Consider the following 22,181-nt stretch of genomic DNA (forward strand, 5'->3'; position numbering starts at 1 on the left):
TTCAGCCTTCGTGCATCAGGAAGAGAGTCGAGAGGGGCGGCAGGGTGAGCGACAGGGCCTGCGGCTGCCCGTGGGCAGCCATGTCGCCGGTGTTGGCCCCGCCCTGGTTGCCCTGGCCGGACCCGCCGTACTGGGACGCATCGGTGTTCAGCAGTTCAGCCCAGCGGCCGGCCCGAGGAACCCCGATGCGGTAATCGTGCCGGGTGACCGGCGTGAAATTCGACACGGCCAGCACGTGCTGCTGGCCGTCGGTGCGGATGAAGGCGACGACGCTGTTGTCCTGGTCGTCCATGATCGTCCATGCGAACCCCGAGGGGTCCGCGTCTCGCGCGTGGAGCGCCGGGAGGTCGCGATACAGGCGGTTCAGGTCCGCCACGAGACGCTGCATGCCCAGATGGCCCGCGTCGTCCAGCAGGTTCCAGTCCAGCGTGGCGTCGTGGTTCCATTCGGTGGGCTGGGCCAGCTCGCCGCCCATGAACAGCAGCTTCTTGCCGGGATGCGCCCACATGAAGCCGAAGTACGCGCGCAGGTTGGCCAGCCGCGCCTGCTTGTCGCCGGGCATCTTGCCCAGCAGCGACCCCTTGCCGTGCACCACCTCGTCGTGCGACAGCGGCAGGATGAAGCGCTCGCTGTACGCGTACACCATGCCGAACGTGATGTCGTGGTGGTGGTAACGGCGATGGATCGGATCCTGCGCCAGATAGCGCAGGGTGTCGTGCATCCAGCCCATGTTCCATTTGTAGTGGAATCCTAGACCGCCTTCGGACACGGGCGCAGTCACGCCCGGCCACGCGGTGGACTCTTCCGCAACCATGATGGCGTCCGGCACCTCGTGGCGCACGGTGTCGTTCAGCTCCTGCAGAAACTGGACGGCCTCAAGGTTCTCGCGGCCGCCATAGCGGTTGGGGATCCATTCACCGGGCCGGCGGCTGTAGTCGCGGTAAAGCATCGACGCCACCGCGTCCACACGCAACCCGTCGATGTGGAACCGGCGTAGCCAGTGCATGGCGCTGGCGATCATGAACGCCTTCACCTCGTTGCGCCCCAGGTTGTAGACCATGGTGTGCCAGTCGGGGTGATAGCCCTCGCGCGGATCTTCGTATTCGTACAGCGAGGTCCCGTCGAAGGTGGCCAGGCCATGCGCGTCGTCGGGAAAGTGCGCGGGCACCCAATCCAGGATGACGCCGATCCCGGCGGCGTGGCAGCGGTCGACGAACCGGGCGAAGGCCTCGGGCGGCCCGTAGCGCGCCGTTGGCGCGAACATGCCCAGCGGTTGATAGCCCCACGAGCCGCCGAACGGATGCTCCATGATCGGCATCAATTCCAGATGCGTGAAGCCCATGGCGCGGGCATAGCCCGGCAGCTTGTCCGCCATCTGGTCCCAGGCGCAGGGGCCCGCTTCGACACTGCTCCACGATCCGGCGTGGACCTCGTAGATCGACACGGGCGCGCCGGGAGACTGGCGCGCCCCGCGCGACTGCATCCAGTCGTCGTCGGACCAGGCGTAGGGCGCGGGGTCGTCCACGATCGAGGCCGTGGCCGGCGCCATCTCGCTGCGGCGCGCCATCGGATCGGCCTTCATGAACTGATTGCCGTTGCGGTCGGTGATGGCGAATTTGTAGCGGTCGCCGGGGCGTACGCCGGGAATGAAGATTTCCCACACCCCGGCAGCGTGGCGCAGACGCATGCCGTGGCGGCGCGCATCCCAGCCATTGAAATCGCCCGCCACCGCAACCCGCCGGGCGTTGGGCGCCCAGACTGCGCAGCGCAGGCCGCTGACGCCGTCCACTTCAACCAAGTGCGCGCCCAGGGCCTCGCCGGCCTCGCGCCACGCGCCTTGGGCCAGGCGTTGCAGCGTGGCGTCATCCAGCAGGGCGCCGAAGGCATACGGATCGGCGGTGACCTGTTCGGCGGCAGGCCAGCGGATCGCCAGCCGGTAGGAAGCCCCGTCGCCGGCCTGCGCGTACGTCACGCGGCCGACGTAGAGTCCCTGCGCCTGTTCCTCCAGGGGCGTGCGATCACCATCCTGATCCAGGACCGCCACGGCTGAAGCCCCAGGAACGAAGACGCGTACCCAGCCGTCGTGCGGTCCCAGCACCCCGAAAGGGTTGTCGTGCAGCCCATGGGCCAGCGCGGTCAGCTCCTGCGCGTCGATGTGGCCGTCGGTGGCAGCGGCGGGAGAGGCAAAGCCTGCGGTCATGACGTTTTTCCTTCGGCATCGATGGCGGCCGACAGCAGGACGCCGCGCGCCAGTTCGGTCAGGGCGCACAGGGGAATCGAAATCCAGTCGGGCCGGTGGGCCGCTTCGTAGCTGACCTCGTAGGCGGCTTTCTCCAGTTGCGCCAGGATCAGCAGCGTCTCCTCGCGATCCCCCGTGGCGGCAAGGTCGCCGCCGCGCACACTGGTGTACCCCTGCAGGAACGCGTCCGAGGCCCGCTGGCGGAAACGCGCCAGCAGGGCGTCGCGCTGTTCGGCCGGCGCGACGGGCGGCGCGGGCACGTCGTCCGCACCCGCATTGGCGTCCAGATGCGCGCCGCCGATCAGGTCCGTCCGCGCAATCGACGCCGCCGCATAGTCAAACGAGCGCAACATGCCGGCCACGTCCTTGTACGGAGAAGCGAGCGATCGCCGCACTTCCAGGCTGCTGATCGGCTCACCTTCGAAATCGATCAGGTATGCGTCGGTCTGCGCGACCAGCACCTGGCCCAGGTGGAAGTCGCCGTGTATGCGCAGCCACGGCGCGCCCACCTCGGCCTGCGCCATCTCGGTGACGCGCTTGGCCAGGCGCTCGTGATGCTCGAAGAACCACTCCGCGCAGGCATGCGACGGCTCTTCAAGCTTGTCCAGCGTCGCGCGCAGGTTCTTTTCGGCGCGGTCCAGCAGCGCGAGCACCTGCTCGGCCCGCTTGTCCGCATCCGTCTGGCTGGCGGCTCGCGACTGGAAGTCCGCATCATCGGTTGGCGCGGCCAGCAGCGTGTGCATCTGGCCCAGCCGTTCTCCGATGGTGCCGGCCATGACGGCGTAGCCTTCCAGGGTTTCCTCGAACTCCTCGGGCGAGCTGCCAACCAGCAGGGCGTTGGCCAGCGTGCGCTTCAGGTAGTCCAGCGTCCAGCTCCAGGCATCGCCCTCATTGGAGACGTAGCCGTGCGCGACCGCCAGCGTGTGCACGACGCCCTCGGCGTCGACGCGTTGCACCTCGCCCAGCAGCGGCGGAATGTTCCCGTAGCCGGCCCGCGTCAGGTAGCGGGTCATCTCGGCTTCAGGCGACAGGCCCGGCTGCACGCTGCGGATCAGCTTCAGGATGACGGCATTGCCGACGATGACCGAGCTGTTGGACTGTTCGCCCGACAGCCAGTGCATGTCGAGGTCGCCGTCGAAATCCATGCCGGCCAGCCCCGCCTCGGGCAGAAAGCGGATCACGCCCGGCTTGTCGCCCGGCTTGCCGCTGCTGCGTCCGTCAAGTTCCGCGCTCGCCTGCATCGCGCGGAGCGTACTGCGCACGAAGCCCGGCTGCAGGAAGGCGTCGGCCAGGACGCCCACTTCGGCGCCGCGGCGCACACGGGCGATGGCGTACTGGATGACGGCGGTCTCGTCCCAGACCAGGACAAAGGGCGCTTGAGCGCGCATGCCCGTCGTGCCGTCCTCCGGCTCGATCTCGGCCCAATAGAATTCCCCCTCGGCCGAGGCGAACGGCGTGGCGTAGGCCAGACGTGCGCGGGCTGGCGCCTCCGACCCCGGATACCAGCGCTGGCGCGCCAGATACTGCGGCAGGATCTCGCGCTCCAGCGTGGCGCGGGACGCGTCGGTCAGCGCCGCGCCGCCCCGGTTCTTGAGCACCAGGGTAATCAGTTCGGGCATCTGGGCGGGCGCCGTCGCGTGCCATCCGGGCGGCGCGGCGTCCTGGCTCAGGTCCATCCAGTAAAAGCCGTAGGGCGGCAGCGTCAGCAGATAGGGCAGTTCGCCGATTGCGGGGAAGGGCGTGCCGCCCAGCATTTCCACGGGGACCCGGCCCGAGAACTCCTGCATGTGCAGCTCGACCGGTTGGGCCGCATTCGACAGGTTCGCCACGCACAGGATCGTGGTGCTTTCGAACTGCCGCAGATAGGCCAGTATTTTGCGGTTGCCGGCGTAGATGAAGCGCAGCGTGCCGCGCCCAAAGGCTCGGCTCTGTCCGCGTTGGGCCAGCATGCGCCGCGTCCAGTTCAGCAGCGAATGCGGGTCGCGCTGCTGCGCCTCGACGTTGACGGCCTCGTAGCCGTACAGCGGGCCCATCAGCACGGGCAATGGCAGCCGCTCGGGATCGGCGCGCGAAAAGCCGCCATTGCGGTCGGGCGACCATTGCATCGGCGTGCGCACCCCATCGCGGTCGCCCAGGTGGACGTTGTCGCCCATGCCCAGTTCGTCGCCGTAGTAAAGAACCGGCGTGCCGGGCATCGACAGCAGCAGGCTGTTCATCAGCTCGACGCGGCGCCGGTCGCGTTCCAGCAGCGGCGCCAGCCGGCGGCGGATGCCGAGGTTGATGCGGGCGCGCGGCTCGGCCGCGTAGACGTTCCACAGATAGTCGCGCTCGCGGCTCGTCACCATCTCCAGCGTCAGCTCATCATGATTGCGCAGGAAGATGGCCCACTGGCAGGTCGGCGGAATATCGGGCGTCTGGCGGATGATGTCGGTGATCGGAAAGCGGTCTTCCTGCGCGATGGCCATGTACATCCGCGGCATCAGCGGGAAGTGAAAGGACATGTGGCATTCGTCGCCCGCGCCGAAATACTCCTGCGCGTCCTCGGGCCATTGGTTGGCTTCGGCCAGCAGCAGGCGGCCGGGGTACTCGGCCTCGATCACTGCCCGGATCTGCTTGAGCACGTCATGCGTCTCGGGCAGGTTCTCGTTGTTGGTGCCTTCGCGCTCCACCAGGTAGGGCACCGCGTCCAGGCGCAGCCCGTCCACGCCCATGTCCAGCCAATAGCGCATGACGGACAGCACTTCCTTGAGCACTTGCGGATTGTCGTAGTTCAGGTCGGGCTGGTGCGAATAGAAGCGGTGCCAGAAGTAGGCGTTGGCCACTGGATCCCAGGTCCAGTTCGACTTTTCGGTATCGCAGAAGATGATGCGCGTACCGGCGTACGCCTTGTCGTTGTCGGACCAGACATAGAAGTTGCGCGCCGCCGAACCGGGCTTGGCCGCACGGGCGCGCTGGAACCACGGGTGCTGGTCCGACGTGTGGTTGACCACCAGTTCGGTGATGATGCGCAGGCCCCGGGCATGCGCGGCCCGGATCAGCTTGCGCACGTCGGCGATGGTGCCGTAGTCCGGGTGCACGCCGCGGTAGTCCGCGATGTCGTAGCCGTCGTCGCGGCGGGGCGACGGGTAGAAGGGCAGCAGCCAGATGGTGTTCACGCCCAGGCTGGCGATGTAGTCCAGCTTGGAAATCAGGCCGGGCAGGTCGCCAACGCCGTCGCCGTTCGAGTCGAAGAACGACTTGACGTGAAGCTGGTAAATGACGGCGTCCTTGTACCAGAGGGGATCATCCTGAATGGGTTGGGCTTTACTCATCATGGCGTTGGACGCGGGCTTCATCCATGCAGCGAAAGCCGCCACACGCGATAGGGTTGGTCGGGGGTCAGCGTCAGGCTGCGGTGCTTCTGATGCCAGGTCTCGCGGGTTTCGGTCAGCAGGTCTTCGGCGGACAGCTGACCGGCGTCCGATTCGCCGAACAGCCAGAATGGCGCCTCGACGCGCGTCTCCTGCGCCTGGAACGGATCCAGGCTGATGACGGCCAGCACCACGTTGCCGTGGCCGGGCGTGGATTTGTAGAAGGCCAGCACCCGGTTGTTGCTGCTGGCGGCCAGCGTCAGGCCGCGATGCGTCTGCAACGCCGGGTTGGCGCGCCGGATCTGGTTCAGCCGTGTGATCTCGGCCCGGATGTTGCCCGGGGCGTGCCAGTCGCGCTGGCGCAATTCGTACTTCTCGGAGTCCAGGTACTCTTCCTTGCCCGGCAGCGGCGCGCCTTCGCAGAGTTCAAACCCGCTGTACACGCCCCACAGTCCCGAGCCCAACGCGGCCAGCGCCGAGCGGATCAGAAAGCCCGGGCGTCCAGAGGTCTGCAGGAAGAACGGGTTGATGTCCGGGGTGTTCACAAAGAAGTGCGGACGGAAGAAGTCGGCCGCCGGCGGCGACGAAATCTCTTGCAGGTAGGCTTCCAGCTCGGCCCGCTCGTTGCGCCACGTGAAGTACGTGTACGACTGCGTGAAGCCGATCTTGGCCAGCCGGTACATCATCTTGGGGCGCGTGAAGGCCTCGGACAGGAAGATCACGTCCGGATGCTGCGCGTGGACTTCGCAGATCAGCCACTGCCAGAACGGCAGGGGCTTGGTGTGGGGATTGTCGACCCGAAAGATGCGCACGCCGTGGTTCACCCAGAACAGCACCACATCGCGCAGCGCGCGCCACAATCCCAGCTTGCGGCCGCGGCGGTTCTGGCCGCCGTAGAAGGACACGTTGACGATGTCCTCGTACTTTTTCGGCGGATTCTCGGCGTAGCGCATCGACCCGTCCGGCCGCCACGAAAACCAGTCCGGATGCTGCGTCAGCCACGGATGATCCGGCGAACACTGGATGGCGAAGTCCAGCGCAATCTCCATGCCATGCTGAGCGGCCGCATCCACCAGGTTCAGGAAGTCGGACAGGGTGCCCAGCGCGGGCTCGATGGCGTCGTGGCCGCCGCTCTGCGCACCGATTGCGTAGGGACTGCCCACGTCGCCGGGCTCGGCGCGCAGGCTGTTGTTGCGGCCTTTGCGGTTGCGCTGGCCGATCGGGTGGATGGGCGGCATGTACAACACGTCAAAGCCCATCTCGCGGATGTCCGGCAGCCGCGCGACCACGTCGTCGAACGTGCCGTGGCGCCCGGGCTCGGCCGCCTGAGACCGCGGGAAAAGCTCGTACCAGCTGGAATGGACGGCCTGGCTGCGGTCCACCCAGACTGGGTAGGCCGTGGCGGTGACCGCTTCGAACGGGTGGTCGTCAAGCGCGTGCATGGCATGCGCCAACGCCGGGTCCAGCAGCACGTCGACCTGCGCTTGCGTCGGCGGGACGGGATGGGCCAGGTCGGCGTCCGCGAAGGCCGCCAGCGCACGGCGCACGGGCTCGGCGTCCGCGCCGGCGGGCGAGCCGGCGTCGGCGCGCGCCAGGGCGTCGCGCAGCAGTGCGAGGCCTTCGTGGATCTCCAGGCTGATATCGCGGCCCGCCTGGTGCTTGACCTCGATGTCATGGGTAAACGTATGCCAGGCGTCGAACCAGGCGGCCACCACGAATTCATGGGCCCCAATGCGGCGAGGGCGGAATGCGCCTTCCCAGCGGTCGTTCAGGCCGCGCGTCATCGGGACGGTGTGCCAGCGCGCCTCGTCCTTGGCCCGCCAGCGCACCTCGGCCGCGAGTTGGTCGTGCCCGTCCATGAAGATGTCGGCCTGCACGGCGACTCGCGCGTGCGGTATGGTCTTGACCGGATAGAGGCCGCCATCGACGGCAGGGCTGATGTTCTCCAGCGCTACGCGCTGGTTGGCGAGGTCGTCGGCGCGGGTCCGGTGGTGACGCACGGCGTCGCGGACCGGCTGGGTGGGTTGGAACATCAGCAGCGCGCAGTCGCCCGCGGCCAGGGAATCGGCCTGCCTCTGCAAACCGGCCGGTGGAGTAAAGGGGACGAGATCGGCCGGCGGCAACATCGGCGCCAGGGCATCCCAATCCACGCCCGCGTGCTGCGTGGGCGACGGATTGATGGCGAGCGCCAGTGTCGCGCCGTCGCCCGCATCGCGCAGCATCACGGTGCAGCTGCCGTCCCGGCCGCCCAGCAGGCACAACGGGCCCTTGAGCCGGGAGCCGTCGAACCAGGCGTTCACGGCTTGCACGTCCGGCAGGCGGTGTTCGTCCTCGTCCGTCAGCATGAGTCCATCGCCCGACACCGCCGCGCTCCAGAGCGCGCTGAGCCCGTATTCAGACGGCCACTGCGCGCCGGATTGCGGCGGCGCCGCAATGACGTCGCCAATGGCGCGCAGGCGCGCGTCCTCTTCCGCCAGCCACGACGACTTGAAGTCCCACCAGGGCAGGGAAGAAAACGCGGCGTCGAACGCCGCGTCCCGCAGGCCCGCCAGGTCGGCGGGCGACAGGCCGGGTGTCCAGGCCAACAGGCGCACATCCGGATTCTGCGCGCGCAACGCGGCCCCCAGTTCCCGCCACGCCTCTGCCGGCAGCCGGTGAGGCGCCTGGAACACGAGGCCCTTGACCCCGCTGCGGGTCCAGCCGAGCAGACGCGCCGTCCACGCCGGCAGAAAGCCGGGCGGCAGGGGGCCTTCAGGCAGGTGCAGCACCCCGCGCTCCTCTGGCGTCAGTCGCGGATCGCGCGCGGGTTCTTCATGAAGTGACCGGTACCACCCGGGTTCGGCGGTGGTCGCCACGGCATGCCGCGCACTGCGGTCCAGGATCACGTCGACGAACAGCGACAACCCGTGGGCCGTCAACTGCGCCGCGACCTCGGTGTACCACTGAGTGATCGGCGTGTCCTTACCGTCCACGCGCGCGGTGTCCGCATCGCGCGCGGCATTCGAGCCCGGCTCTGGCCCGGTCAGCCACGGCGCCGGCGCCAGCACGGCATTGAACCCGCGTTGCGCGAGGCGTTGGCACAGGGCCTGGAGGTCGGAGTGGCCCTCCGGCAGGCCAGAGCGGGCGTGATAAAGACGTAGCGGGGCGCGGGACGGCGCGGGGACGGTGGAACGGGGCACCGGGCTGGCTCCTTAGATGGCGGCTGGCAGTGCGCCACCCGCTCGCGGCTGGCGGCGGCTGACGGCGGCAACGTCTTCGGGTTGCAGGGCCGAGGCGGGCGCCGCATCGCGATACTCGGGTTCCACAAGCGAGCGGTACAGGCTGGCGTACAGGCTGACCGCGGCGCGCCAGCCGAAATCGCTGCTCATCGCGTTGCGCTGCATCAGCCGCCAGAGAATGCCGTGGCCGCGCAGGTCGATGGCGCGATCGATCGCGGCGCTCATGGCCTGCGGCGTGTCGCCTTCAAAGAGTACGCCGGTGGCCGATGCCATGGCCGACAGCGGGGCGCGCGGACCGGGATCCTGGATCGTATCGGCCATGCCGCCTACCCGCGAGCCGATCGGCAGGGTGCCGTAGCGCATCGCATACAGCGGCGTCAGGCCAAAGGGCTCGAAGCGGCTGGCATGCAGCAGGATGTCGGAGCCGGCGTGCAGACGGTGGGCGATGCCCTCGTCGTAGCCGATATGCGTGGCGCAGCGTCCCGGATAGCGGCGCGCGATGTCCTGCAAGGCTTCTTCCAGCCGGTGATCGCCTTGACCCAGGATGGCGATCTGCAGATTGGGGTGACGGTCCAGCGCGTCGGGAAGCGCATGCACCGCCACGTCCGCCATCTTCTGTTCCGTCAGGCGGTTGCCCATCCCCATCACCGTCGCGCCCAGATCCGGGCGCAAGCCAAACTCCCGTTGCAGCGCCGCCTTGCAATGAATCTTGTTGGTCAGGTCTCGCACCGAATAGCGATGGCTGCGCAGATACGGATCGTGGGCAGGGTTCCACAGCACGTCGTCGATGCCGTTCGGGATCGGCAGCAGATCGTCTGCACGGCTGCGCAGCAGCGCTTCCAGGCCGCACCCGAACTGCGGCGTCATGATTTCGCGGGCGTAGGTGTGGCTGACCGTGGTGACGCGGTCCGCGTAGCGGATGCCGGCCTTCAGGAAGTTAAGCTGCCCCCAGGCCTGAGCGCCGTCGTCGGTGCGGGCCCATTCGGGCACGCCAAACTCGTCGGCGCATGCCATCGGGAACAGCCCCTGGAACGCCAGGTTGTGAATGGTCATCACGCTTTTCACGTCGCGCAGGTCGGCCGCGCGCAGCAGCAGCGGCACCAGGCCGGCATGCCAGTCGTGCGCGTGCACCAGCGTGGGGCGTGCAACGCCCGGCAAGCCCGCCGCCACGCGCACGGCGGCGTGCGCAAGCGCTGCATAGCGCAAGCCGTTGTCGGGGTGCTCGCGCCCGTTCTCGTCGGCGTAGAGGCCGCCACGGTCGTACAGGGCATCGTTCTCAAGCACCAGATAGTCGATGCCGGATTGGGGGCATTTGCCTTCCAGCAGGACGGCCGGACCGCCAGGCAGATCATCAAGCGTGGCCACTTCGCGCACGCGGTTCAGCTTGGCGCGCACGCCCCGATAGGCAGGCAGCAGCACGCTCAGAGGCATTCGCGCCTCCATCAACGCGCGGGCCATGCCGGTAATGGCATCTCCCAGTCCGCCCGTTTTGGCCAGCGGAAAAGCTTCTCCCGCCACAATCAGGGTTCTTGTCTTCGCCATGCTTGCTCCAGTTGATACGCCGAGGCCTTCCCTTACGCAAGCCGTGTGCCCAAACCCGCAGGCACCAGAAAAATTGCGCAATGCAGCACAAATGCGGGTCATCCAAACGATGGAACGACGACGCCGGCCGGACGCCCGCTACGGCCGGTTTGTAATTTTTATCTGCGCCCCTGCGCCCAAATTCCAATCCGGGGCAGGAACGGCGGTTGCTGCATGGAGACGCTTTCAACGACGACCGCATGGAGAAACGTATGGAAACAGTGTCGGACTTCGTGTTGAAGCGGCTGTCGCAGTGGGGCGTGCGCACGGTGTACGGGTATCCCGGCGACGGCATCAACGGGCTCATCGGCGCCTTTGGCCGCACGCAGGAGCCGCTGGAATTCGTACAGGCCCGCCACGAAGAAAGCGCCGCTTTCATGGCGTGCGCCCATGCCAAATTCACGGGGCAGGTCGGTGTATGCCTGGCGACCTCGGGGCCCGGCGCCATCCATCTGCTTAACGGTCTGTATGACGCCAAGCTGGATCATCAGCCGGTCGTGGCGCTGGTGGGCCAACAGGCCCGCAGCGCGCTGGGCGGCGACTACCAGCAGGAAGTGGACCTGATCAGCCTGTTCAAGGACGTCGCGCACGATTACGTGCAGATGGCGACGACGGCCGAGCAAGCGCGCCATATGGTGGACCGCGCCATGCGCATTGCCCTGGAGCGCCGCAGCGTGACCTGCGTCATCTTTCCCAACGACGTGCAGGATTTGCCGGCCGTGCCGGCGCCGCCCCGCGAGCATGGCACGGTGCACACAGGCATCGGCGTGACCTCCCACGCCGCCGTGCCCGGCCCGGACGCGCTGCGCAACGCCGCCGACATCCTGAATCGCGGCGAGAAGGTGGCAATCCTGGTGGGCGCGGGCGCGCTGCAGGCGGGCGAACAGGTCGGCCAGGTCGCCGAGCTGCTGGGCGCGGGCGTGGCCAAGGCGCTGCTGGGCAAGGCGGTGCTGCCGGACTGCCTGCCTTACGTGACGGGCGCCATCGGACTGCTCGGCACGCAGCCAAGCTGGGACATGATGAACGAGTGCGACACGCTGCTGATGGTGGGCACCTCGTTCCCGTATGCGGAATTCCTGCCGCAGGAAGGCCAGGCGCGCGCCGTGCAGATCGATCGCGACGGCCGCAAGCTCAGCCTGCGCTATCCCGTGGAGATCGGGCTGGTGGGCGACAGCCGGTTGACGCTGGAAGCGCTGATACCGCTGCTGGAACCCAAGAAAACGCGGCGCTGGCGCGAGCGTATCGAGAAGCAGGTTTCCGCCTGGCGCGAAACGGTGCATGCCCGAGCGATGGTCGATGCCAAGCCGATCAATCCTCAGCGCCCGTTCCTGGAGTTGTCCAAGCGGTTGCCTGCGCGGGCCATCCTGACCTGCGACTCGGGCTCGGCCGCCAACTGGTATGCGCGCAACGTCGACATTCAGGCCGGCATGATGGGTTCGGTGTCGGGCGGGCTGGCCACGATGGGTTGCGGCGTGCCCTATGCGGTGGCGGCAAAGCTTGCCTACCCGGATCGCCCTGTCATCGCCTTGGTAGGCGACGGCGCGATGCAGATGCTGGGCATCAACGAGCTCATCACCATTGCCCACCGGTGGCAGGACTGGAGCAATCCCACTCTGATCGTCATGGTGCTGAACAACGGCGATTTGAACCTGGTGACGTGGGAACAGCGAGTGATGGGCGGGGACCCGCGTTTTCCGGACTCGCAGTGGTTGCCGAAGTTTTCTTACGCGGAATACGGCCGGATGCTGGGCCTGGAGGGCATCCGGGTGGACAGTCCCGACGACGTCGGACCGGCGTGGGACCGCGCCTTGGCGGCGGGACGTCCTGTCGTGCTGGAGATGGTGACCGATCCCGAGATGCCGCCGTTGCCGCCTCACATCCCGGCCAAGCAGATCGGCGCGTATTTCAAGGCGCTGCGCCAGGAAGACGCCGCCACGGGCGGCGCGGCGCTGCGCGCGACGATCAAGCAATGGTGGGCAAGTTGACAGCCGATTGCATCAGTCTTTTCATTTCAGGAGCACATCATGGCAAACACCGAGGGGACGCGTTCCCCACCGCCCGGACAGGGCGGACAGAAGACCCCGGAACAGGCGCCCGCCGAACAACCCCAGCCCGACGCGCCCGGCTCGGGCAAGGATGAGAAGGGGCACTGGCCTCCGGACAGCATTCCCAATCCCATGCCGGGGGTCGACCCCCAGCAGACGCCGGGTATCGACCGGCTGTGACCGGTCCCGCACGGCTTGCGGCTTGCGGGCCGCGCCTCGCGTGCGCCGTGCCGCGGGGGGAGCGATCCGCACTTTTCAAAGGAGTACACATGAACAAACGAGATAGGCTGCGCGACATGTTCCACACCTCGGACTCGTCTTCGCGGACGATGCGCGACCTGATATCAGGCACCGAGGATTTGCTGCGAAGCACCGCCAGCTACAGCGGGTCGGAGATCGAATCCGCCCGCGACAAGCTCAAGCATCAGCTGGACGCCGCACGCGATCAGGCCCGCGGATGGGAGCGCGCGGCCTGGGACCGGGCGCGCGTGGTGTCGCACGCCACAGATGAATACGTGCATGAAAACGCCTGGAAGAGCATCGCAGGCGCCGTGCTGCTGGGCGTGCTGGCCGGCATCTGCATGATGTCGGACCGCGGCAACCGGCGCTGACGCCAACCCGCGCCGCTCGACCCGCGCGCCGGCCGGGGCCGATCCTGCTCACGCAGGGCCGGCCCCGGCATTTTTGTGGGGCCGCATGTAAGAACTGCCATCTTGTCCAGGCCGGACCGGCGCAAGGCCGGGGCGCCAAGCCGCACGGCGGTGTGGCACAGGGCTTGCTTGGAGGGTGACCTGCATGCCGAACCGTTCGCCATGCAAGACGCTTCACTGAAGGAGACTCACCATGAACCATCCGTTGACAGGCGCCGGCCAGGCGCAAAGCGAAACCAAGATCGTGGGCGGTCCGAAAAACGATCCCAGCGGCCCCGGTCCGCAGATCATGGCGGCCAGCACACTTGAAGGGAACGACGTCTACAACCCGGCCGGCGAATCGCTGGGCAGCATCCAGGAAATCATGCTGGACGTGCCGCACGGGCGCGTGGCGTATGCCGTCCTTTCGCGTGGCGGCATCCTGGGCATTGGCGACAAGCTGTACGCCATTCCGTGGAGCGCGCTGACGCTGGATACCGACCGCAAGTGCTTCGTGCTGAACGTGGACAAGGAGGTGCTCAAGAACGCCGACGGGTTCGACAAGGACAATTGGCCAAGCATGGCGGACGAAACCTGGGCCAGAGGCATTCATCAGTATTACAACCAGCCCCCGTATTGGTAAGCCGTCGTCCCAGAGGAAACCATGCTCCGGGAAGGCAGACTGATTGCGGTTTCTCCCTGCTTTAACGACGCCGTCTGCGGCTGCGCAGGCCTGTTGGCGGCGCGTGCGGACAGCACCGTGCTCACGGTGTATTCGGGCCTGCCGCTGCCCGCTGGTTGCGCCAAAGGCAAGGATAGCGCCGACCGTCTTGCAAGCGTCCGCGACGCCGTCCTTGCCCGCCAGGCCAGCAGCGCGCGGGCGCTGTCGCTGCTGGGCGTGCGCGGCGTGCAGATGGATATGGTGGAAGATCCGCACCCGGACAGCGGCAGGGCCGGGCGGTTGACGGGCGCCCTGGCATCGGCGCTGTCCGCGCTGCGGCCGCGGGTGATCCTGATGCCGCTGGGGCTTTGCGGGCCGGCGCAGCTGCAAGTGTCGGATGCATGCCTGACCGCGCGCGCGCTGTTTCTGCGCGTGGAGTGGATCGCCTATGAAGAGGTCGCGGACGCCGAGCCGGGCGCGGTCCAGGAGCGGCTGGCCAGTCTGCTTCGCCATCGGATCCTGGCTTCGCCGTTCGACGCTTGCGCCGAGGGCGACGTCACGCGTGCCCGTCAGCGCGCCCTGGCTGCGCGCAACAGCCTGGCGGCAGACGTGCAGGCGGGGCAGCTTGGCGCTTTGCCATCCCGTCCCGAACGCTACTGGCGCCTGTCCTGGCGGCGCGAGCTCGTTTGACCAGCATCGAGACGGTGAGGCCAGGCGCCGTCTCATCCTTTTCGAGCATTGATGAATGATTCCGCATCCCGGACGATGCTCTAGGTTGCGCAGGCCGCCGCGCCTCGCTATGGTGCAAGGGGTGTGGCGCCGGCGGCGCCGGTGATTTGTACAACTTCGGAAACCAAGATGAGTTCGAACGCAGCCGACGCGCGTGGCCGGTCAGGCTGGGGCACCGCCCTGGCGATACTGCTTCTGATCGTAGCCGTCCTTGCGGTGCTGGCGCTGGCCGCCACCCGCGTGGTCGAACAGCGCATCGCCAGCATTCTGGGCCCCCGCAGCCAGGTCGGCAACGTGCAGGTCGGCCTGCGGCAGGTAGTGCTGACCGACGTCACCGTACCCGGCGCATCTGGCCAGCCCGGCGCGCGCGCCCAGCGCGTTGAACTTGAACCGGAGTGGACCGCCTTTCTGCGCCGCGAAGCCGTGTTCAAGCGCATCATCATTGACGGGTTCGATTTCGCCGTGGTGCGCAGTCCGGACGGCGACATGCAGATCTCTCCCGCGCTGCAGGCGGCGCTGCGGGCGGGCGTGGGGGATGGCAAGACGCGGCGCAACGGGCCGATCCGCGTCGCCGAGCTGATCCTGCGCGATGGCCGGCTGGAATACCTGGACGGGGCTGTCTCAAAGCCGCCGCATCGCATTCCCTTCAAGGACGTGCAGGCGCGGCTGCAGCCGGTGGTCATTCCTGGCGATGGCACGTCCAGCGACATGGAATTTACCGGCAAGGTCGAGGACAACCGAAATGGCGAGTCGACGGTGCGCGCGCGGGGCAAAGTGGTGATCGGCGGCACGGACGCCGACATCACGGTCGCGGCGCGCAACATGGACGTGCGCCATGCCGCGCCTTATCTGGCCGAGAACGGCGCCGGCTCGCTGTCGGGCGGTTCGATGGACCTGGACATGAAGACGTCGATTGCCCGCCATGAGCTGAAGGCCTCGGGTGCCGTGGCCTTGCACAACCTGAAGTTCAGCGGCGACGGCAGCCTGTTCTCGTTGCCGCGCAAGGCAGTGCTGGCGGCCATGAAGGACAAGAGCGGCACGGTCCGGTTCGACTTCGCGTTGGCGGGGAGCCTGGATAATCCGAAGTTCTCGGTCACGCGCGGCTTTGCGGCGCAGGTGGCGCAAGGCTTCGGACACGCCATTGGGGTGGGCGCCGAAGGCGCCGCGGAAGGGGTCGCGGGCGCCGTCAAGGAATTGGGCAACGCGTTGTCGGACCTGCTCAGCCCCGCCAAGCCCTGAGCCGTCGCCGGGTAGCCGCCTAAGGCAGCGGGCGCGGCCGGCCGACCCGCGCGCCCATGACCATTTCGGTCACCCAATTCACCAGGATCGACGTATAGGCCTGCTGCGAGGCCTTGTCGCTGAGGGCGTGATCCGCGCCATCCAGGATGCGGTGCGTCATCGAATGGGACCGCCGGAAGGCCGAACGGTAGTTCATGATCGTCGAGTGCGGAATGTACACGTCGTGCTCGGCTTCCACGATCAGCACGTCGCCGGTGAAGGTGGCGCAAGAGGCCAGCGCGCGGTTGCTTTCGGGCTCGATATGGGTGTTGCGATACGCCCGCAGGGTTTCGCGGTTGAGCTGGTTCTTGGGCAGCATCCATTCGTCGTCGCGGTACAGCGCGGGCACGTGCAGGGCCAGCCAGCGCACGCGGCGCAGTCCGCTCAGAATGGCGGCCAGGTAGCCGCCGTAGCTGCTGCCCACTACCGCGACCGAGCCGCTGTCCAGCGACGGGTGCGCCGCAAGCCGGTCGTAGGCCGCCATGACGTCGCGCAGGTTGTCGTCGCGCGACACCTGCATCTGCTGCGCCTGCGTGGCGGCATGGCCGCGCAGGTCGAACGTCAGGCACACGCATCCCAGCGCGGCGATGCCCTTGGCGCGGGCCAGGTCGAACTTCTGGTCGCCGCCCCAGCCGTGAATGAACAGCACGCCCGGCACCTTGCTCTCGGGCGTCAGAAACGTGCCGGCCAGCTGCTGGTCCGCCACGTCGATTTCGATTGGGTCGCTAAAGGCGGCCATCGTCGTCCTCCAGAATGCCCCCGGATTTGGTGATCATACCGACGGCGGAATCTTCGCCGCGATACACATATTGCTCGGACGTGGGCGGCGGCTCGTCCGTGCCGTAGCGCTCGCGCGTGAAGGCGGACACGGACTTGAGCGACGGGGACAGCATGAACGCCTGCAGCGCGGACAGTTCCGCAATGCTGGCGCCGCCCGCCCGCCACGATTGCTCCAGCACGCCGGCGCGCGGTTCGCCTCGGGCATTGCGGCCCACGCCCACGTCGTAGTTGCGCCGGGACGCGAAGAAATCAGGATAGGCGGTGGATACCGCCGTGTCATAGCGGCAGCTCAAGTCCACCGCCTGCCGTTCTTCGTCGGTCAGGTTCAGCGCCCGCAACTCGTCGAAGCCCCCGCGGGCAACGGTGAGATTCGAGCCGCCGTACACGGAGACGCCATTGTTGTCGGGCGTCAGGCACTGCGTGCCCACGTACGACGCTTCCAGCTTGCCCACGCGCACCCAGCCCACGCTGTAGGTCTCGATCTGCGCCAGGTCCTCCTCCAGCACGAGGCCCAGGCGGCGCACGGATGCGGCGTCCTGTTCGCTCAGCGCGGCTCGCAATTCCTGCGCGTTGCGCACGACGATCTGCCCGCGGCCCGCAGTGGCGTCGGCTGGCTTGACGCGGAATGCGCCTTCCTGCAGCAGCCGTTCCCCGGCCCGGTAGGCGTCCTCCAGCGTGAAGGCGGTGAAGCCGCGAAGCACGACCTCCTCGAGCGCGCCGGCCAATGATCGCGCCCACCCCTGCGGCACCCGCGCCTGGGCGTCGACGACGCCATGGGTGATGGATTTGGTGGCGACGAAGGCATGCGGCGTCACGCCGCCGAACAGGTCGGCCGCGCGCGTGATGCCCAGCTTTGCCGCGCGGGCCAGGCTGGTGATGCTGCGATCCGGCACGTAGTAGGGCGGTGGTTCGCCGCGATTGCGGGTCGGCCGGAAGTCCGGGGCGAACCGCCGTCCCAGCAAGGCGGCAACGCGCAACGCCAGCGCCTCCTGCGAGGCGATATCGTGTTCGGACGCAGCGGCGCGCCGCGGATAGGCGGCGACGGTTCCTGCGGAGTCGGGTCGGGGTCTACTCATGGCGGTCCTCATTGCACGCGGCTTGCTTGGCCTGGGGGAGCGGCGTCCGCCTTGCGCCGACGCATGCCCAATTTCAGCTCGATCAGGGGATACGCGATCAGCGCCAGGCACAGCGGCGCCAACGCATAGACGGCCCGGTAGGCCAAGGCCGCGCCCAGCACTTCGGTGGGCGGAATCTGGGATCCCAGCGCGGCCACGAAGATGGCCTCGGTGGTGCCCAACCCGCCGGGCACGCGGGTGATGACCGACGCGAAGCTCGTGCAAAGCAGGATGCCCAGCACCGCCGGGTAGCTTGCCTTGCCCTGCAGCAGCACGTAGCAGATGGCGCCCATCAGGGACCAGGACAGCGCCGCCAGGGCGCATTGCGCCACGGCCATGCGGGCGCGCGGCAGCGTGATGTGGTGGCCCATCCACGTGACGCTGCGGCGCCGGGCCCGTGCGCACGTCACGACGTACGCAATGCCCAACGCCAGCAGCGCAAGTCCCAGGATGCGCAGCATGCCGGAGCCGATTTCCCAGCCCGCCGGCACCGGCACCACGCCCAATGCGAACACGATGCCCGCCAGCCACGCATAGCCGATCCAGTTCGATGCCGCCGCAAACAAGGCGACGCGGGTCGCGACAGACTTGCGGCAGCCCAGCCGCGTGTAAAGCCGCAGCCGTGCTCCCAGGCCGCCCACCAGCACGCCCAGGTTCAGGTTCAGCGCGTAGCTGAGCATCGCCACGCCCAGCGCCTTGGGCGCGGGCAGGTGGTGGCGCGTGTATTTCTTGCCCAGGAGGTCCAGGCTGCCGTACGCAAGGTAGCCCGCAACCACCAGTCCGGCCGCGATGGCGATGGCCTGGCCGGGAATCTTGCGCATGGCGACCCACACCTGGGGCCAGTCCACGGAGCGGCCGAAGTAGTACAGCAGCCCGGCGACCACGATCAGCACCAGCACGGGCAGCACGCGTTTGATCCGGGGCCAGCGGCGCCTCAACGCCCGCATGGGTGACGAATGCAGGATCTTCATGCGGTCTCCCTTCCGGTATCCGCCGTCATGGATTGCAGGCGCGGCTTGTGGGCCGGCAAGCTGCCCGCCCAGGCGGGGAACCGCCGCAAAAAGTGGAACACCACCACGCCCAGCCACAGGCGGCGCAGCCGGCGCCGCGAGTTCTTGGCCATCTCGACCGGCCGGCAGTCTTCGGCAATCAGCCGGTCCAGGCTCTTGCGCAGGGCTGCGTTCAGCGACGCGTCCCGCACCACGACGTTGGCCTCCAGGTTCAGCGCCAGACTCAGCGGATCCAGGTTGCTCGAACCAATCGTCGACCAGTCATCGTCCACGCACGCGACCTTGCCGTGCAGCGGTTGCTTGCAGTACTCATGGATCTCCACGCCCGAATCGATCAGGTAGTCGTACAGCATCGACGCGGCCAGGCGGGCGACCAGGACATCCGGCTCGCCCTGCAGCAGCAGCCGCACGCGCACGCCGCGGCGGGCGGCCTTCACCAGGTCGCGCAGCAGGTGGTATCCCGGAAAGAAGTAGGCATTGGCGATCAGCACGTCCGAGCGCGCCGAGCGCACGCCCGCCCGGTAGTAGCGTTCGATGTCGCTGCGATGGCTGATGTTGTCGCGCACCACCAGCCGCCCGCCGCCGTCGCCGGCGGGCAGGGGATCCATCCGGGCGGGGCGGCGCCGCAGCCGCCGCTTGCCGTTGCCCAGCTGCGCGCGCGCGTAGTCGGCAATGTCGGCCGCCAGCGGCCCTTCAACCAGAACGGCGTAGTCCTGCTTCGCTTCCGGCCCATAGTCGGGCAAATGGTCCGCGGAAAAATTGATGCCGCCGATGAACGCGCGCTCGCGGTCGATGCCCACGATCTTGCGGTGCATGCGCCGGAACACGTTCGTACGCACGCCCAGAAAGCGCGGGCGCGGATCGAATACGTGAAAGCGCACGCCGGCCTCGGTCATCGCGCCGATGAATTCTTCGCTCAGCTCGTCGGACCCGTAGCCGTCGACCAGCAGGTCCACGCTGACGCCGCGCTTGGCGGCGCGGATCAGAACCTGCTGGATATCCCGGCCGACGGTGTCGTCGAACAGGATGAAGGTTTCCACCAGCACTTCGCTCTTGGCCGCGTCGATGGCCTCGACGACGGCGGGAAAGTATTCCGTGCCGTTTTCCAGCAGGGTATATTGGTTGTTTTCGCGCCAGCCCAGGTTCATAGCGCAATCTCCGCACAAATCGGCACATGATCGGAAAGGCGCGACCAGACGCGCGATGCCAGCGGCACCGGCTTCCAGTCGCGCACACTGCGTACATAGATGCGGTCCAGCCGCAGCAACGGCCAGCGCGCCGGGAAGGTCCGCGCGGGCCGGCCCAGACGCGACGTGAATACCTCTTGCGTGCCGCAATCGCGCATCAGCGTGTCCGCGCGCAGCCGCCAGTCGTTGAAGTCGCCTGCAATCAGTAGCGGCTCGTCGGCGGGCACGCCGTGGGACACCAGCTCGCACAGCCGGCGCAATTGCTCGCCCCGGTGGCGCTCGAGCAGCCCCAGATGCACGCAGATGGCGTGCACGGGCGACGCAAGGGAAGGGGGCCGCAAGACGCAGTGCAACAGGCCCCGTCCCTCATGGCCGTCGACGCTCACGTCATGGTTCTCGTGGCTTTCGATCGGGTAGCGCGACAGGATCGCGTTGCCATGATGTCCTTCGGGGTAGACCGCGTTGCGGCCATAGGCGAAGTCCGTCCACAACGTGTCGGCAAGAAATTCATACTGCGACTGCGCCGGCCAGGAATCGTGGCGCCCGGCGTGCGTCTGGTGTTCGCCCAGGACTTCCTGCAGAAAGACCACGTCCGGGGAGGCGGTGCGCAGCGCCTCACGCAGGTCGTGCAGCATGAAGCGGCGGTTGAAACTGGTAAAGCCCTTATGGGTGTTGACCGTCAACACCGTCAGCGTCGTGGCGTCGAGGGAATGCGAAGCGGGCATGAAAACTCCGGCAGATGCGATCTGGCGGAGTGAGCAAGCGGCGTGCCCGGGAAGTAACCAAACGTGTTGATCCGGGGCCGAGGCCGTGAAGGCATCGGCCGCGACGGCGCGCTAGTGGCCCGACTGCGCCCCGGGTTGGGCATAACGCCCGACCAGCGTTGCGCTGGCCTCGTTCAGTCCCATGACCTCGACCTGATGGCCCGCGCGGCGCAGCTTGAGCGTCACCTTGTCCAGTTCGCCAACGGCCGAAATGTCCCAGAAGTGCGCGCCCGTCAGATCGATCACCACGCGCTCCACGGCTTCATGAAAGTCGACCGCCGCCGAGAACCGCGACGCCGAGGCGAAAAAGATCTGCCCCGAATAGCGGTAGATACGCGTGCGCCCATCCTCGGACAGCGACGTGGACACGTGCAGCAGCCCCTTGACCTTGCCGGCAAAGAACAGACCGCTCAGCACCACGCCCACCAGCACGCCGCGTGCCAGGTCGTGCGTCCAGACCACCACGGCGACCGTCGCCAGCATGACGACCGACGACTGCCAGGGATGCGAGCCGAGGTTGCGCAAGGAGCGCCAGTTGAAGGTGCCAATCGACACCATGATCATCACGGCCACCAGGGCCGGCATCGGGATCTGCGCCACAAGGGGGCCCAGCGCCACGATCAGGAACAAGAGAAAGACGCCCGCCACGCAGGTGGACAGACGCGTGCGGCCGCCGGCGCGCACGTTGATGACGGACTGGCCGATCATGGCGCAGCCGCCCATGCCGCCCAGAAAGCCCGTGACCAGGTTGGCAATGCCCTGGCCCTTGCATTCGCGGCGCTTGTCGCTGGCGGTGTCGGTCATGTCGTCCACGATCTGCGCGGTCATCATCGATTCCAGCAGTCCCACCGCGGCCATCGTCAACGAGTACGGCAGGATGATGCGCAGGGTTTCCAGCGTGAAGGGCACATCGGGAACCATGAACGACGGCAGGGCAGAGGGCAGCGCGCCCATGTCGCCCACCGTGTTGACGTCCAGGCCCGCCTGGATGGAGACGGCCGTCATGACGATGATGGCGATCAGCGGCGATGGGATGGCCGTGGTGAGCCGGGGCAGCAGATAGATGATGGCAAGCGCGGCGGCCACCATGGCGTACGTGACCCATGTCACCCCGATCAATTGCGGCAGCTGCGCCACGAAGATCAGGATGGCCAGCGCATTGACGAAGCCGGTCACGACCGATCGCGACACATACTGCATCAGCAGGTCCAGCCGCAGGAATCCGGCGGCGATCTGCAGCAGGCCCATCAGCACGGTCGCGGCGAACAGGTAGCCGACGCCGTGCTCGCGCACCAGCGGCGCGACCAGGACCGCGACCGCGGCGGTCGCGGCCGAGATCATGCCCGGCCGCCCGCCCATGAACGCGATGATGAACGCGATGGAAAACGAGGCATACAGGCCAACGCTGGGGTCGACCCCGGCGATGATGGAAAAGCCGATGGCTTCTGGAATCAGGGCAAGGGCGACGAGCACCCCCGACAGAACGTCCGCGCGCGGATTGGCCATCCAGTCGCGGCGAAGCTTGGAAAGAACTGACATTGATTGGCTAAGCAGATTTGAGCAAGCGCCGGGCGTGGGTCGCGCCGCAGCGTGTG

Annotated in this window: 16 protein-coding genes; 6 read left to right on the top strand and 10 right to left on the bottom strand. The window is 67.6% G+C overall.

What is annotated here, in order from left to right:
• Nucleotide 1: 1 nt before the first annotated feature.
• Genes glgB through glgA form a run of 4 tightly spaced genes read right to left on the bottom strand, consistent with a single transcriptional unit; the run spans nucleotide 2 to nucleotide 10,349 of the window.
• Nucleotides 2-2,200, bottom strand: coding sequence for a 1,4-alpha-glucan branching protein GlgB (glgB, locus tag ASD87_RS04580; protein WP_056317729.1), 2,199 nt, complete (start codon nucleotides 2,198-2,200; stop codon nucleotides 2-4).
• Nucleotides 2,197-5,574: a maltose alpha-D-glucosyltransferase gene (gene treS, locus ASD87_RS04585; RefSeq protein WP_369818496.1), complete on the bottom strand. Its 3,378-nt coding sequence runs from the start codon at nucleotides 5,572-5,574 to the stop codon at nucleotides 2,197-2,199. Before treS ends, glgB begins: the two co-directional genes overlap by 4 nt.
• Complete coding sequence (locus ASD87_RS04590) at nucleotides 5,571-8,768, bottom strand: alpha-1,4-glucan--maltose-1-phosphate maltosyltransferase (RefSeq protein WP_056317732.1); 3,198 nt, start codon at nucleotides 8,766-8,768, stop codon at nucleotides 5,571-5,573. Before ASD87_RS04590 ends, treS begins: the two co-directional genes overlap by 4 nt.
• Before the next feature lie 12 nt (nucleotides 8,769-8,780).
• Nucleotides 8,781-10,349, bottom strand: a complete 1,569-nt coding sequence (gene glgA, locus ASD87_RS04595; protein ID WP_056317736.1) for a glycogen synthase GlgA — start codon at nucleotides 10,347-10,349, stop codon at nucleotides 8,781-8,783.
• A gap of 251 nt (nucleotides 10,350-10,600) precedes the next feature.
• On the opposite strand from glgA, the gene ASD87_RS04600 reads away from it, so the two are divergent.
• The 6 genes from ASD87_RS04600 (at nucleotide 10,601) to ASD87_RS04625 (ending at nucleotide 15,691) form a co-directional block, all read left to right on the top strand.
• A complete protein-coding gene (locus tag ASD87_RS04600) occupies nucleotides 10,601-12,373 on the top strand; it encodes a thiamine pyrophosphate-requiring protein (protein ID WP_056318750.1) in 1,773 nt (590 codons plus the stop codon).
• Between the two features lie 39 nt (nucleotides 12,374-12,412).
• Nucleotides 12,413-12,613, top strand: a complete 201-nt coding sequence (locus ASD87_RS04605; protein WP_056317739.1) for a hypothetical protein — start codon at nucleotides 12,413-12,415, stop codon at nucleotides 12,611-12,613.
• An 89-nt stretch (nucleotides 12,614-12,702) separates the two neighbouring features.
• A complete protein-coding gene (locus ASD87_RS04610; RefSeq protein ID WP_056317742.1) occupies nucleotides 12,703-13,044 on the top strand; it encodes a YqjD family protein in 342 nt (113 codons plus the stop codon).
• Between the two features lie 232 nt (nucleotides 13,045-13,276).
• Nucleotides 13,277-13,705, top strand: coding sequence for a PRC-barrel domain-containing protein (locus ASD87_RS04615; RefSeq protein ID WP_056317745.1), 429 nt, complete (start codon nucleotides 13,277-13,279; stop codon nucleotides 13,703-13,705).
• A gap of 21 nt (nucleotides 13,706-13,726) precedes the next feature.
• Nucleotides 13,727-14,413, top strand: coding sequence for a hypothetical protein (locus ASD87_RS04620; protein ID WP_056317749.1), 687 nt, complete (start codon nucleotides 13,727-13,729; stop codon nucleotides 14,411-14,413).
• A 168-nt stretch (nucleotides 14,414-14,581) separates the two neighbouring features.
• Nucleotides 14,582-15,691 carry a DUF748 domain-containing protein gene (locus tag ASD87_RS04625; RefSeq protein WP_056317753.1) on the top strand — a complete coding sequence of 370 codons (1,110 nt, stop codon included), beginning with the start codon at nucleotides 14,582-14,584 and terminating at the stop codon, nucleotides 15,689-15,691.
• A 19-nt stretch (nucleotides 15,692-15,710) separates the two neighbouring features.
• On the opposite strand, the gene ASD87_RS04630 is transcribed toward ASD87_RS04625, so the two are convergent.
• From ASD87_RS04630 to ASD87_RS04655, 6 genes are all read right to left on the bottom strand, one after another.
• Nucleotides 15,711-16,469: a S9 family peptidase gene (locus tag ASD87_RS04630; RefSeq protein WP_056317755.1), complete on the bottom strand. Its 759-nt coding sequence runs from the start codon at nucleotides 16,467-16,469 to the stop codon at nucleotides 15,711-15,713.
• Nucleotides 16,456-17,586, bottom strand: a complete 1,131-nt coding sequence (locus tag ASD87_RS04635; RefSeq protein WP_056317758.1) for a DUF3182 family protein — start codon at nucleotides 17,584-17,586, stop codon at nucleotides 16,456-16,458. The genes ASD87_RS04630 and ASD87_RS04635 overlap by 14 nt, the downstream gene beginning before the upstream one ends.
• An 8-nt stretch (nucleotides 17,587-17,594) precedes the next feature.
• The gene (locus ASD87_RS04640) at nucleotides 17,595-18,596 is read right to left on the bottom strand and encodes a lysylphosphatidylglycerol synthase domain-containing protein (RefSeq protein WP_082586187.1); all 1,002 of its coding nucleotides are present in this window, start codon (nucleotides 18,594-18,596) and stop codon (nucleotides 17,595-17,597) included.
• On the bottom strand, nucleotides 18,593-19,783 hold the full coding sequence (gene clsB / locus ASD87_RS04645; RefSeq protein WP_056317762.1) for a cardiolipin synthase ClsB: 1,191 nt from the start codon (nucleotides 19,781-19,783) through the stop codon (nucleotides 18,593-18,595). The genes ASD87_RS04640 and clsB overlap by 4 nt, the downstream gene beginning before the upstream one ends.
• Nucleotides 19,780-20,547, bottom strand: a complete 768-nt coding sequence (locus ASD87_RS04650; RefSeq protein WP_056317766.1) for an endonuclease/exonuclease/phosphatase family protein — start codon at nucleotides 20,545-20,547, stop codon at nucleotides 19,780-19,782. The genes clsB and ASD87_RS04650 overlap by 4 nt, the downstream gene beginning before the upstream one ends.
• Nucleotides 20,548-20,658: 111 nt before the next feature.
• Nucleotides 20,659-22,125 (bottom strand): SulP family inorganic anion transporter, encoded by a 1,467-nt coding sequence (locus ASD87_RS04655; RefSeq protein WP_056317769.1) that lies wholly within the window; start codon nucleotides 22,123-22,125, stop codon nucleotides 20,659-20,661.
• Nucleotides 22,126-22,181: the final 56 nt, after the last annotated feature.

Origin of the sequence: Achromobacter sp. Root170 (genome assembly GCF_001428165.1) — a bacterium.
GTDB lineage: Bacteria > Pseudomonadota > Gammaproteobacteria > Burkholderiales > Burkholderiaceae_B > Achromobacter > Achromobacter mucicolens.